Annotated in this window: 12 protein-coding genes; all 12 read left to right on the top strand. The window is 37.4% G+C overall.

Annotation, left to right across the window (positions count from 1 at the left end):
- The first annotated feature begins 121 nt into the window (after positions 1–121).
- The 12 genes from AC6F34_RS02760 (at position 122) to AC6F34_RS02705 (ending at position 12,782) form a co-directional block, all read left to right on the top strand.
- Positions 122–2,347 carry a ribonucleoside-diphosphate reductase subunit alpha gene (locus AC6F34_RS02760; protein WP_500768730.1) on the top strand — a complete coding sequence of 742 codons (2,226 nt, stop codon included), beginning with the start codon at positions 122–124 and terminating at the stop codon, positions 2,345–2,347.
- A 24-nt stretch (positions 2,348–2,371) separates the two neighbouring features.
- On the top strand, positions 2,372–3,403 hold the full coding sequence (locus tag AC6F34_RS02755) for a ribonucleotide-diphosphate reductase subunit beta (RefSeq protein ID WP_500768728.1): 1,032 nt from the start codon (positions 2,372–2,374) through the stop codon (positions 3,401–3,403).
- A gap of 158 nt (positions 3,404–3,561) precedes the next feature.
- Positions 3,562–4,236: a response regulator transcription factor gene (locus tag AC6F34_RS02750; RefSeq protein WP_500768726.1), complete on the top strand. Its 675-nt coding sequence runs from the start codon at positions 3,562–3,564 to the stop codon at positions 4,234–4,236.
- A complete protein-coding gene (locus AC6F34_RS02745) occupies positions 4,233–5,609 on the top strand; it encodes a sensor histidine kinase (protein WP_500768724.1) in 1,377 nt (458 codons plus the stop codon). Before AC6F34_RS02750 ends, AC6F34_RS02745 begins: the two co-directional genes overlap by 4 nt.
- A gap of 106 nt (positions 5,610–5,715) precedes the next feature.
- Positions 5,716–6,099: a hypothetical protein gene (locus AC6F34_RS02740; RefSeq protein ID WP_500768722.1), complete on the top strand. Its 384-nt coding sequence runs from the start codon at positions 5,716–5,718 to the stop codon at positions 6,097–6,099.
- 204 nt (positions 6,100–6,303) lie between these two features.
- On the top strand, positions 6,304–6,525 hold the full coding sequence (locus AC6F34_RS02735) for a hypothetical protein (RefSeq protein ID WP_500768720.1): 222 nt from the start codon (positions 6,304–6,306) through the stop codon (positions 6,523–6,525).
- A gap of 135 nt (positions 6,526–6,660) precedes the next feature.
- Positions 6,661–7,836, top strand: coding sequence for an amino acid deaminase/aldolase (locus tag AC6F34_RS02730; RefSeq protein WP_500768718.1), 1,176 nt, complete (start codon positions 6,661–6,663; stop codon positions 7,834–7,836).
- Positions 7,833–9,182, top strand: coding sequence for a D-arabinono-1,4-lactone oxidase (locus tag AC6F34_RS02725; RefSeq protein ID WP_500768716.1), 1,350 nt, complete (start codon positions 7,833–7,835; stop codon positions 9,180–9,182). Before AC6F34_RS02730 ends, AC6F34_RS02725 begins: the two co-directional genes overlap by 4 nt.
- A gap of 159 nt (positions 9,183–9,341) precedes the next feature.
- On the top strand, positions 9,342–10,157 hold the full coding sequence (locus AC6F34_RS02720) for an electron transfer flavoprotein subunit beta/FixA family protein (RefSeq protein ID WP_500768714.1): 816 nt from the start codon (positions 9,342–9,344) through the stop codon (positions 10,155–10,157).
- A gap of 27 nt (positions 10,158–10,184) precedes the next feature.
- Positions 10,185–11,210: an electron transfer flavoprotein subunit alpha/FixB family protein gene (locus AC6F34_RS02715; RefSeq protein ID WP_500768712.1), complete on the top strand. Its 1,026-nt coding sequence runs from the start codon at positions 10,185–10,187 to the stop codon at positions 11,208–11,210.
- Complete coding sequence (locus AC6F34_RS02710; protein WP_500768710.1) at positions 11,203–12,498, top strand: FAD-dependent oxidoreductase; 1,296 nt, start codon at positions 11,203–11,205, stop codon at positions 12,496–12,498. Before AC6F34_RS02715 ends, AC6F34_RS02710 begins: the two co-directional genes overlap by 8 nt.
- The gene (locus tag AC6F34_RS02705) at positions 12,498–12,782 is read left to right on the top strand and encodes a ferredoxin family protein (protein WP_500768708.1); all 285 of its coding nucleotides are present in this window, start codon (positions 12,498–12,500) and stop codon (positions 12,780–12,782) included. The genes AC6F34_RS02710 and AC6F34_RS02705 overlap by 1 nt, the downstream gene beginning before the upstream one ends.
- Positions 12,783–12,976: the final 194 nt, after the last annotated feature.

The following is a 12,976-nucleotide window of genomic DNA, read 5'->3' as shown; positions in this document are numbered from 1 at the left end:
GGTAATTGATGCTGTTCTACATGATTCTGTCGTTTTAAACCGCTCATTTAGGGGCGTTTTTTTTATGCAGTAAAATCCCCTCTTAAGAATGAAATGAACATTTTGGGAGGAATAGTGCGCTATGACATCGATCATTCAAGGGAAATTTTCTCGATTTGAAGTATTACAAAAAAAGTTTCCACATCTATCATTAGATGGGTTGGAAGAAAGGTTTTCATTCTTTCAAGGTACGGAAGTGGAAAAGGAGCAGCAAATCATATTAGAGTGTCTTTCGAACATTTCGATCGATGAACCAGATTGGACATTTGTAGCTTCCGATATTTATTTGCAGTCGATTTACAAGGAGGCAGCAGCAAATCGTGGCTATCATGTATCAGAAAAATATGGCGACTTATACGAATTAATTGTCCAGTTAACAGATTTGCAAATCTATCAAAAAGGTTTACTAGAATCATATTCTAAGTCTGAGATTGATGAAATTGGAACTTGGATTGCTCCAGAAAGAGATGGTCTATTTACTTATTTAGGTGCAAAAATGCTTGTGGATCGCTATGTAGCAAAGGATAAAAGCAAGCGTATATTTGAACTACCACAAGAGCGTTTCATGATTATTGCGATGCTATTAATGAAAAATGAACAGAAAGAAAATCGCTTAAAATACATAAAAGAGTCGTATTGGGCGATGAGTAATTTATATATGACCGTAGCTACACCGACGCTGTCTAACGCAGGTAAAAATTGGGGTCAATTATCGAGCTGCTTTATTGAAACGGTCGATGATAGTTTAGAGTCTATTTATGACAGCAATACGGATGTTGCTACATTATCTAAAAACGGTGGCGGAATCGGTGTGTACTTAGGAAAGATCCGCAGCAGAGGTAGTGACATCAAAGGCTTCAAGGGTGCCTCATCTGGTGTTTTACCTTGGATGAAGCAACTGAACAACACAGCAGTTAGTGTTGACCAGCTTGGGCAAAGACAAGGGGCTATTAGCGTTTATTTAGACGTATGGCATAAAGATATATTCTCCTTCTTAGATGCGAAGCTTAATAATGGTGATGAACGGATGCGTACACATGACTTGTTCACTGGAATTAGTGTACCTGATCTGTTTATGGAGAAAATTGAAGAAAGAGGAGAATGGTATTTATTTGATCCTCATGAAGTTCGTAAAGTAATGGGCTATTCTCTTGAAGACTTTTATGACGAGGAAATCGGCAGTGGTAGCTTCCGTGCGCGCTATGAAGAATGCGTCAATCACCCTGATTTATCAAAAGAGCGTGTGCAAGCGATCGATATCATGAAAGGGATCATGAAGAGTCAATTAGAAACAGGTACGCCGTTTATGTTTTATCGTGATGAAACGAATCGCATGAATGCAAACAGCCATGCGGGAATGATTTATTGTACGAATTTATGTACAGAAATTGTCCAAAACCAAAGCGTGACACATCGCGAGGAAATGTACACGAAGGATGGAAAGATTGTTATCGAAAAAACACCTGGTGATTTTGTTGTATGCAATTTATCATCAATTAATCTTGCTTCAACGATTAAAGCAGATGTGCTTGAAAGATTGATTACGATTCAAGTAAGAATGCTTGATAACGTAATTGACTTAAATACAATTCCTGTTCCACAAGGGATGATTACGAATCAAAAGTACCGTGCAATAGGACTTGGTACGTTTGGTTGGCACCATCTATTGGCGACTCAGCATATCGTTTGGGAAAGTGAAGAAGCGATTGAGTATGCGGACAAGCTTTACGAAAAGATTGCATACTACACGATTAAAAGTTCAATGGAGCTAGCGCGAGAGAAACAAGCCTATTCAGTATTTGAAGGCTCTGATTGGCATACAGGAGAGTATTTCAGTAAAAGAGGTTATTTAATTAACGAAAGCAGCGAGCTAGACTGGGAAGGGCTTTCGAAAGAGGTACAAGAAAATGGAATCCGGAACAGCTATTTAATGGCTGTTGCTCCCAATGCATCGACAGCATTAATTGCTGGTAGTACACCAAGTATTGATCCTATCTTTAATAAGCAGTATTCAGAGGAAAAGAAAGATTATCGTATTCCTGTAACAGCTCCGGATCTCTCTCCAGAGACAACTTGGTTTTATAAGTCTGCTTATCATATTGATCAAACATATAGTATTCTACAAAATGCAAAAAGACAGAAACATGTCGATCAAGGTATCTCCTTTAACCTATATGTGAGAAATGATATTAAAGCGAAGCAATTGCTAGATATGCATATGCTATGCTGGAGCAGTAGATTTAAGACGACTTATTATGTACGTTCTACTTCATCGGAAATAGAAGATTGTGAGTCTTGCTCAAGCTAACAGAAGAAATGTGGAGGGGTACTAATGAAGAAAAGAAAACTAATGGACGTCGATGCACCCAATCGTTCGACGGGGATTATAAATGGAGAATGCTCAAACATTTTAAATTGGGATGATGTACGATTTTCTTGGGCGTATCCAAAATACAAAAAGATGCTATCAAACTTCTGGACTCCATTTGAGATCAACATGTCTCAAGATATAAAGCAGTTCCCACAGTTACCTGAGCATGAGAAGGAAGCTTTCTTAAAGATTATCGGGTTGCTTGCACTATTGGATAGTATCCAAACAGACTATGCAGGTAAAGTAGCTGACTATTTAACAGACTCTAGTCTTTCTGCATTGATGATTATACTTGCACAGCAGGAAGTCATTCATAATCACTCTTACTCGTATATTTTATCTAGCCTTGTACCGAAGCACCAACAGGATGAAGTTTTTGAGTACTGGAGAAGTGAGGAGACGTTAAGAGAGCGCAACGAATTCGTGACGAGTGGATACGTCGATTTTGCTGAGAACCCTACAAAGGAAAATCTATTAAAATCAATTGTGTATGATGTTGTTCTAGAAGGGCTGTTCTTCTATTCAGGTTTCGCTTTCTTCTACTATTTAGCGCGTAACCAAAAAATGGTCTCAACATCTACGATGATTAATTACATCAATCGTGATGAGCAAATTCATGTTGATTTGTTTGTGAAGATATTCAAGGAGATTCTAACAGAAAATCCAGAGCTTGAAACAGATGAGCTAAAAGTATTTGTCAGAGATACATTTAAAAAAGCTGCTGAGCTTGAGATTGAATGGGCAAAAACTGTGATTGGTAATAATATAAATGGAATCGTGCTTACTGATTTAGAGGCATATATTAAGTTCTATGCGAATGTAAGAAGCAACCAGCTTGGATTTGATCGACCATTCCCAGAGTACCGTACAAATCCACTTAGATGGATCGTCGCATATGAGCAAGTCGACCATGGTAAATCAGACTTCTTTGAACAGAAATCGAGACAATATGTCAAAGTCAATGTAGTTGATAATGGATTTGATGAACTATAATCGTATACAATAACCTTGAAGTGTATGAAAGGTTTAGCATGTAGACAAAGTCAAAATAGACTTTGTCTACATGTCTTTTTAGGGTAATCTTTCAATACAATAGTTGCCACTGGGCTGTATAAAAAGTTCAGGTTATATTTTTTTGTTGAGGTGGTCTTATGAAGAAGGTATTAATTGTAGATGATGATTCAGAAGTTCGCTCTATCCTAAAGACAATTTTGATTAAAGAAGGATTTTATGTCAAAGAAGCTATAGATGGAAATGAAGCTTTATCTCTGTTGGATAACGAGAGGTTCATTGCAGCGATCGTTGATGTGATGATGCCAAGAATGGATGGTTATGAACTAACAAGAAGAATTCGTAAAGTAGAAGATTTGCCAATCATTTTATTAACGGCGAAAGGCCAATTAGAAGACAAGGAAGAAGGGTATTTATCTGGAACAGATGATTATATAGTCAAACCATTTGAACCGAAGGAGCTCTTATTTCGTTTGCATGCACTATTGCGCAGGTCACAAAAGAATGCAGAAATGGATATTCAGTTAGCGGAGCTTTCAATAAATAAAAAGACTTATGAAGTGAGAATCAACTCCAAAACGTATATTCTCCCACTAAAGGAATTTGAACTTCTCTATGTCCTCGCATCGAGGCCAAAACATGTATTCACACGTAGTGATTTAATAGAGAAAATATGGGGTTTTGATTTTGATGGTGATGAAAGAACAGTAGATGTCCATATTAAGAGACTGCGGAACCGGTTTGAGACAGTTGCACATGTATTTATAATTAGAACAATTCGTGGTGTTGGTTATTCACTAGAGGTTATTGAATGAAAACATTGTATTCAAAACTATCGTTAACTACTGTGGTGATCATGATTCTTTCTAGTGCTGTTTCATTCTTAGCATCGAATACATATTATCAGTTCAAATTAAAAGAAAGAAATGATGAGAAGTTGACTAGCATTATTATGCAAATTGCTTCCTTTATTGAAAATGAACAAGTTGATGGCTTCTCGTATTTAGAGCATATTTCTAAACTTGGTTACCAACTTATTCTAATCAATGAGAATGACGAAATGATTGAATTTGGTGCATCATTTAGGGAGAAATCGATTGAAGATGGAGTAGTAGAAGCAATCCTTTCTGGGGATAGGTTTCATGGTATTGCTCATTTCCCCCATAAAACATTTGTAACGGGCTTTTTTGCGAATGAACTTATGAATAGTGTCGGCACGAAGGTAGAGGTTGACGGGAAGAATTATGCAATGTTTTTACGACCTGATCTAAGGCTCTTGTTTTCAGAAATGCACTGGATGGGTGCTTTTATGATTATTGGTATTATCCTTCTTAGTATAATCTTTGTGTTAATTAGCACAAGATTATTGGTTCGGCCAATTGTGGCTTTAAATAAGGCAACAAGGCAAGTTGCTAATGGGAATTTTGGAATAAGCTTAAATATTCGTTCGACAGATGAAATTGGTCAGTTATCAGAAAGCTTTACTAAGATGACGAAAAAACTAGAACAGACGGATGAAAAAAGGAATGAATTTATTGCTAATATTTCTCATGATATTCAGTCACCTTTATCCAATATTAAGGGACATTTAAAGATTGTGAGGGAAAGAAGCATACCGAATGAAGTGGACACTCATATTCAGCATTCATTAACTGAAGTAGAGCGATTATCAACTCTTACCAAACAATTGCTTTTTTTATTGACAGTTGATAGTAAAAAGGAGATCTTACATCAGGAAACGATTCAAATTGATGAACAAATTAAAAGAGTAATTAAGCAATATGAATGGCATTTTGAAGAAAAAGAGCTTATGGTGACTTATGATTTATCTCCTGTTTCAATGAAGGGGGATGCTGTGCTCATGCATTCTCTTTGGGAGAATTTACTGATCAATGCCATAAAATATAATGTTCAGTATGGAGAGATTGAGATTACAGTAGTTCAGAAGGGTAATTCAATTGAAGTTCGATTTAAAGATACAGGTATAGGGATGAACAAGGAGGAGGTAAAGAAGATTTACGAACGATTTTATCGTGCCGATTTATCACGCTCACGCCAGATTGAAGGGTTTGGTTTAGGATTATCTATCGTTCATTCCATTATAGAACTGCATGGTGGTCAAATCGAAGTAGAAAGCAAAGAACAAGAGGGTACCGTATTCATCGTTTATCTTCCTATTCAAACATGATTTGTAAACCTTAATTCATATTGTGTTCATATTATAACTTTATAGTAATGACGTATTCACTGTGGCAATAGAATATTGATAGCTGTTAAGTTAGGAGTGAACAAATATGAATTATAGTAAATTATTAGTAAGAGTTTCAGCTATTTTTGCATTTATCGGGGCTTTTCTAGGCTCTCATATGGCAGGATCTGGAGATTATACGTTTAGACCGATCCATGCTCATAGCCTCGTAGTTGGGTGGTTAACACTCTTTGCGTGGGCTGTATATTATAAACTATTTAAACCTGTTGATGGACTATTGACCAAGCTACATGTATATTCAGCTATAATTGGAACGATCGGATTAACAGCTGGCATGTACGTGTATTACTTCAAGCCTTCGTTTTTACCAGATTTCCTACCAACGATATTCTACGTGACAGGTGGGTCTATCTTATTATTTAGTTTTTTTATCTTTTTATTGATTACGTTTAAAAAACATGAAGAATAGGGAAGTAATAGCCTATGGAGCATTAGTCCATAGGCTCTATTTATTTTTACATCCTTTTTTGCAAGTCAATGGCATAACCCTGTATGTCAAGATGGATATCGCGAAAAAAGTGAATATTTTTTGAACAAAATAATTGTCTATTGACATTTCTCACATTATAATAATTATAAGAAACAAATTTGTAAAAAAAGGACGTGCGTCTGAATGATTAGAATGGCAATTTCAGCATTCGGTGGGTTTTTATTGTTGATCATTGAAGCGTATATTGTAATGTTTATTAAAGGAACGACTACAGTTGACTTTGGTGGAATGGCAGCATTTATTTCACTATGGGCTGTGAACTTCTTCTTCCTTTTTACACTAACAACTCATATTACATTTTGGATGGAAGAACGAGGAAATGTACCGGAAAAAGGTTCTTACTAAAGAATAATTTGATCAGAGATACTCGGAAGAGAGTGTCTTTTTTTTGTACGAAAATATTTACTGAATATTCTAATTTGTATATGTATAAGTAGATTATAATAGTTTTAATAAATTCAAATCAAAGCGGGTGAAGGAATGAATGTTGTTGACATAGCGAAATCACTGGAATTGCCAGCATTAATCTTAGATCTTGATGCGTTTGATGCGAACTGTGTTGAATTGGCAAAAAAGGCAAATGGTAAAACATTGCGGGTTGCTTCAAAATCAATTCGTTCTGTCGATGTGTTGAAACGAATCTTTGAGGCTAGCAGAGTTTTTCAAGGAATAATGTGCTTTACAGCAAGAGAAGCTTTATTCTTATCTGAAAAAGGATTTGATGATCTATTAATCGGTTATCCTACGACGGATCAAGCTGCACTTCAAAAGATTGCGAGATTAAATGCTGAAGGAAAAAAAATTATGGTGATGATTGATGATGAAAGCCATATAAGGATGTTGGAAAAAACGGCAAATATAAGTGGTGGACGACATTATGCTTGTATTGATATTGATATGAGCACAACTTTTTTTCATTTTCATTTCGGAGTTCATCGCTCACCTATTAAATCAATTGCTCAAGTTGTTCAATTAGCACAAGTAATCAGTACGATAGAAGGGATTGAAGTCAAAGCAATTATGGGCTATGAAGCACAAATCGCTGGAGTTGGCGATCACGATCCTGCCCATAAATTAAAGAGTAAAATCATTTCTTATTTAAAGGGAAAGTCGATACCACAAATTAATGAAAAAAGAAAGAAAGTACTAGAAGCATTAAATAATCGTGGAATCTACCCAGAAGTCGTTAATGGAGGAGGTACTGGAAGCATTCATACAACGTCAGAAGAGATTGCTGTCACAGAGGTTACAGTAGGCTCAGGTCTATATGCACCCCATTTATTTGATCTTTACAAAGATTTTCAATACAGCCCATCTTTATATTTTGCCCTTCCTATCGTGAGGAAGCCAATTGAGTCTCTTTATACTTGTTTAGGAGGAGGATATATAGCTTCAGGTGCTGCTGGGAATGATCGATTACCAAAACCAGTTTATCCAGAAGGCGCAAAATTAACAAGATTAGAAGCTGCGGGGGAAGTACAAACCCCAATTCATATTGAAAATGTCCAACTTGAGATTGGCGATCCTATTCTGTTTCGTGCAGCAAAGGCTGGTGAAATTTGTGAGAGGTTTGATACAATTCAAGCTTTTTCAAGCAAAGAAAATAAAATGTATTCATTGGTAACGTATCGAGGGGAAGGGGGCTGTTTTTTATGACAAAAATGAAGCAGATGAAAAACTGGTCTGAGACGACTAAATTTGTTCCTAAAGATGTGCATTTTCCAAAATCTGTTGAAGAAGTGCAACAACTTGTTCGAAAGGCGATGTTCGAAAATAATAAAATTCGAGTAGTAGGGGCTGGTCATTCATTTACAAGATTGATTGAAACAGAGGACTTGTTGATTTCACTCGATCATTTATCTGGGGTGATTGAGATAAATGAGGATGACGAGACTGCACTCATCTATGGTGGAACAAGGTTGTATGAAGTTGGAGAAGCTCTAGCGAAATATGGATTTAGTCAGGAGAACTTAGGCGATATTAATGTGCAGAGCATTGCAGGAGCCATATCGACAGGAACACATGGTACTGGCTTACAATTTGGAAATATTTCAAGCCAAGTCGTCGCATTATCAATAGTGAATGGTCTAGGAGAACTTGTTGAAGTTAATCTTGAAGAAAATGCTAATCTCCTTCATGGTATTTTAGTCTCTTTGGGATTATGCGGAATTATTGTGAAGGCGAGAATAAGAATAATAAAGGCACCAACTTATGAGTATGTGAGTGACAAAATTCAGTTCAGTCAATTAGTAGAACAACTGCCTCAATTAATCGAAAACAATCGTCATTTTGAATGTTTCCTCTTCCCCTTCTCAGATCTAGTCCAAATTAAGAAGATGAATACAACATTAGAACATCCGCAAAACTTAAAATGGCACAGATTAAATTCTTTAGTTATCGAAAACTATTTATATCAACTTATTTCAGAAGGATGCAGAGTTTTTCCAGCATTATGTAAGCATGCGAGTAAACTTTCTGCAATTGCGATTAGTAAAACGAAGATTCGTGCTAAAAGCCATGATTTATTTGCAACACCGAGAAAAGTTAAATTTGTTGAAATGGAATACTCCATTCCAATTGTGCATTTTCAAGATGTGTTGAAAACGATCCATCAAACAATTAAGCAAAAGAACTATAGAGTTCATTTTCCAATTGAATGTCGAACTGTAAAGCAAGACGAACTATGGTTAAGTCCATCTTATAAAAGAGACAGTGCTTATATTGCTTTTCATATGTATAAAGGAATGCCATATGAACAATATTTTGCTGACATGGAAGGAGTTATGCAGCAATTTGGCGGTAGACCGCATTGGGGGAAAATGCACAGCGCAAATTCACAATATCTTCATAATCAGTACCCTAAGCTACCGAATTTCTTAAAAGTAAGAGAGAGTTTCGATCCGAATCAACTGTTCATTAATCGCTATTTACAAACACTTTATGACTTTCAAAGAAATGAGATTGCAGAGGATGCAAGGATTTCTGGAGAAAATCAAATTTAAATGTGATTTATATCATAGAGAAGAATGAAAATTCTTATTACGATAAAGACATGGTAATTAACTTCACAGTGATGTCATCTTAAACACACCTCAGAACGGCTTCTTTGCTCCTTAACTTGTTCATTATTTCACATATTTTTCATGAAAGGAAGGTGCGCCATGCATATTGTTGTATGTGTAAAACAAGTGCCTGACACGAAGATCATCAAGATTAACCCTAAGACGAATACGTTGGATCGCCGGAGTGCTCCGGCAATTTTAAACCCTTATGATGCACACGCAGTACAAGAAGCGGTAAAAATTAAAGAAATGATTGGCAATGCTACAATCTCTGTATTATCAATGGGACCGCCACAGGCAACGGCTGTTATCAAGAAAAGTATTGAAATTGGTGCTGACAGGGGGTATCTCATTTCAGACAGAGCTTTTGCTGGAGCGGACACTTTAGCGACAAGTTATGCGTTATCAAAAGCATTAGAGAGAATCTCTGAGGAATTACCGGTAGATTTAATCATATGTGGCAAGCATGCTATTGATGGGGATACAGGACAGGTAGGACCGGGAATTGCTAGGAGATTAGATATTCCGCCAATCACGAATGTAATCCAAGTAGAAAAAGTAAACATGGAAGAAAAAAAAGTTGTATTCAAGAGAAAGTTAACGTCAGGCCATGAATTTATTCAGGCGCAATATCCTTGCTTATTTACAGTCGAAAAAGAAATCAATGTAATTAAATACGCACCATTGACTAACATGATAGCAGCTGCAAGATATGAGCCAGTCATATGGGCTGTAGATGATTTGAGAGATGTTGATCGCAAGCAATTAGGGTTGAAGGGATCACCGACAATTGTTGGGAAGATGTTCACACCACCTAAGCCAGAAGGCGGGAAGAAGATAGAAGGATCAGCAGATGAACAAGTGCAGCAATTAATTGATCTTTTAGTAGAAAAGAAAGACTTGTTTGTTGGTTAATAGCTGTAAAGAAGGGGGTTACTAGTGATGGAAGAACATCAAGGAGTATGGGTGTTTATTGAGCAAAATGAGCAGGTGATCGAAGGTGTATCAAAAGAGCTTCTTGGAGAAGGGAGAAAGCTCGCAGAAAAGCTGAATGTTTCACTTGCAGGTGTACTGATTGGTCATAACATAAAGGATTTAGCTAACGAGGTTATCGCATATGGAGCTGACGAAGTATACGTTGTCGATCATGAAGTGATGAAGGAATATCGTACAGAATCGTATATGCGAGCAGTCAATCATCTGGCACAAAAATATAAGCCTGAGATCTTTTTATATGGCGCAACTCCAAACGGCAAGGATCTTGCTAGTGCAGTTGCAACGGATTTGAGCACTGGATTAACAGCCGATACGACAATGCTTGACATCGATCTCGATAAACGTTTATTGGAAGCTAGTCGTCCAGCATTTGGTGGGAATATAATGGCTACAATTTTATGTAAAAAACAGCGGCCGCAAATGGCGACTGTTCGTCCAAAAGTGATGAAAGCATTAGAGCGAGATGATCAACGCGCAGGAAGGGTTATTGAAGAGCCAATCGAAATATACGAAGAAGAAATGCGTACAGTCGTGCTTGAGATTGTGAAGGATGTAACAAAAAAAGCAAGTTTAGCAGATGCGCATATTGTTGTAGCTGGTGGCAAGGGTATGGGGGATTTACAAGGATTTCAACTTATTCATGATCTAGCGGATGCTGTCGGTGGAACTGTCGGAGGAACAAGGGATGCAGTTGAAGCAGGTTGGTTGCCGCATGAGCTACAAATTGGGCAGACCGGTGAAACGGTTACACCTAAAATATATTTTGCCATTGCGATTTCTGGTGCAATCCAGCATGTCGTTGGCATGAAGAATGCGGAGTTTATTATCGCCATCAATTCGGATGAGCATGCACCAATTTTTGATGTAGCAACATATGGAATTGTTGGAGATGCAAAAGTAATTATTCCTAAGCTAATAGAACAGTTTCAGGCGATGAAACAAGCTAAAGGCGGTGAAGTATCCTATGTCTGAAAAATTTGATGTCATCGTAGTTGGAGCTGGACCAGCGGGTACTGCATGTGCATATGTATGTGCAAAGAATGGTTTGAAAGTTTTACAGATTGAAAGAGGAGAATACCCGGGTAGTAAAAATGTGATGGGTGGGATTTTATATCGTAAACAGACGGAGGATATCATCCCTGAATTCTGGAAGGAAGCACCCTTAGAACGGCCAATTGTTGAACAAAGGTTTTGGATGATGGATGAGCGTTCTGCCGTTACGTTTGGATACAAAGGGCTTGAGTGGGCAGAGGAGCCATTTAATAACTTTACTGTACTTCGTGCACATTTTGATCAATGGTTTGCAAAAAAAGCTATCGAGCAAGGTGTTTTACTCATTAATGAAACAGTTGTCACAGAATGTATTGTTGAAAATGGGAAGGTAGTGGGCATTAAAACGGATCGCCCGAATGGGGATGTGTATGCGAATGTAGTTGTATTAGCAGATGGTGTAAATTCACTTTTGGCTAAAAAACTTGGATTTCATAACGAGTTGAGACCAGATGAAGTGGCATTGTCAGTTATGGAAGTGATCAATATGCCGAAAGAGAAAATTAATGATCGCTTCAATCTTGAAGAAGGTCACGGCACAACGATTGAAATATTCGGCGATTCAACGAAGGGAAACCTAGGTACAGCATTCATTTATACAAACAAAGAAAGTATAAACATTGGTGTAGGAACGACACTCTCAAGCATGATGAAAGCAAAGCTTAAGCCATACGAACTATTAGACTATTTAAAGGCTCATCCAATGGTAAAGCCTCTGCTAGCAGGTGGAGAGGCAGCAGAATACTTAGCTCATCTAATTCCAGAAGGTGGTTATCATTCTGTACCAAAACTAGCTGGTAATGGCGTTTTGCTTGTTGGAGATGCAGCACAATTCGTTAACGCAATACATCGAGAAGGCTCAAACATGGCAATGGCAAGCGGGAAGATGGCAGCTGAAACAGTAATTAATGCCCATCAAACAGGAGATTTCTCAGAGGCAAACTTAAGTAGTTATAAAAAAGCAATTTCAGATAGCTTTATAATGAAAGATCTCGAGAAATATAAGGATGCAGCGCATACATTTGAAGAATACCCACAATATTTCAAACAATATGTTCCTATGATGAACAAGGCAATGAACAAATTCTTTACTGTTGATGGGACACCAAAGCGTGAAAAGCAAAAGCAAATAATGAAAAGTGTTACTTCTGAAATGGGCACCTTCACAGTGATGAAAGATCTATATCGCGCATGGAAGGCGGTGAAATAATGGCAACGACTAATTTAGAAGAAAAGCAATACTTGCTTCGATTCAAGGCGGATCATCAATCACATTTAACGGTATTAAATAATGATGTTTGTATGACGCAGTGTCCTGATAAATTATGTACACTATTTTGTCCAGCTGAAGTGTATAAATGGGAGGGCGATCGAATGCAGGTCGGTTACGAAGGTTGTCATGAATGTGGAAGCTGTCGTATCGGCTGTCCACACCAAAACATTAAGTGGGAATACCCGAAGGGCGGTCATGGCATTATTTTTAGACTAGCATAATGGAAATACGATGATGTAGAATACACCCTCACTATATGGAAAATCCCACTAGTTAAATAATTGGTGGGATTTTCCTTTTGTGAGATAAGGACGCATTTGATAGCGGTGATTTGATGAGGCGAAGTTTTTTGTAGATCTACGTCTTTATTCCCAGGCAGACGAATACAAAATCCAATTCTTCGAATAGAAAGTAA

Source organism: Niallia sp. CD-39, assembly GCF_059874745.1.
The sequence above is the reverse complement of the archived record's forward strand: the minus strand, read 5'-3'. Positions and strand labels throughout refer to the sequence as shown.

Bases quoted from the DNA above. Each gene is read 5' to 3' on its own strand.
- AC6F34_RS02760 (WP_500768730.1), top strand. From the start codon at position 122: ATGACATCGATCATTCAAGGGAAATTTTCTCGATTTGAAGTATTACAA.
- AC6F34_RS02755 (WP_500768728.1), top strand. From the start codon at position 2,372: ATGAAGAAAAGAAAACTAATGGACGTCGATGCACCCAATCGTTCGACG.
- AC6F34_RS02750 (WP_500768726.1), top strand. From the start codon at position 3,562: ATGAAGAAGGTATTAATTGTAGATGATGATTCAGAAGTTCGCTCTATC.
- AC6F34_RS02745 (WP_500768724.1), top strand. From the start codon at position 4,233: ATGAAAACATTGTATTCAAAACTATCGTTAACTACTGTGGTGATCATG.
- AC6F34_RS02740 (WP_500768722.1), top strand. From the start codon at position 5,716: ATGAATTATAGTAAATTATTAGTAAGAGTTTCAGCTATTTTTGCATTT.
- AC6F34_RS02735 (WP_500768720.1), top strand. From the start codon at position 6,304: ATGATTAGAATGGCAATTTCAGCATTCGGTGGGTTTTTATTGTTGATC.
- AC6F34_RS02730 (WP_500768718.1), top strand. From the start codon at position 6,661: ATGAATGTTGTTGACATAGCGAAATCACTGGAATTGCCAGCATTAATC.
- AC6F34_RS02725 (WP_500768716.1), top strand. From the start codon at position 7,833: ATGACAAAAATGAAGCAGATGAAAAACTGGTCTGAGACGACTAAATTT.
- AC6F34_RS02720 (WP_500768714.1), top strand. From the start codon at position 9,342: ATGCATATTGTTGTATGTGTAAAACAAGTGCCTGACACGAAGATCATC.
- AC6F34_RS02715 (WP_500768712.1), top strand. From the start codon at position 10,185: ATGGAAGAACATCAAGGAGTATGGGTGTTTATTGAGCAAAATGAGCAG.
- AC6F34_RS02710 (WP_500768710.1), top strand. From the start codon at position 11,203: ATGTCTGAAAAATTTGATGTCATCGTAGTTGGAGCTGGACCAGCGGGT.
- AC6F34_RS02705 (WP_500768708.1), top strand. From the start codon at position 12,498: ATGGCAACGACTAATTTAGAAGAAAAGCAATACTTGCTTCGATTCAAG.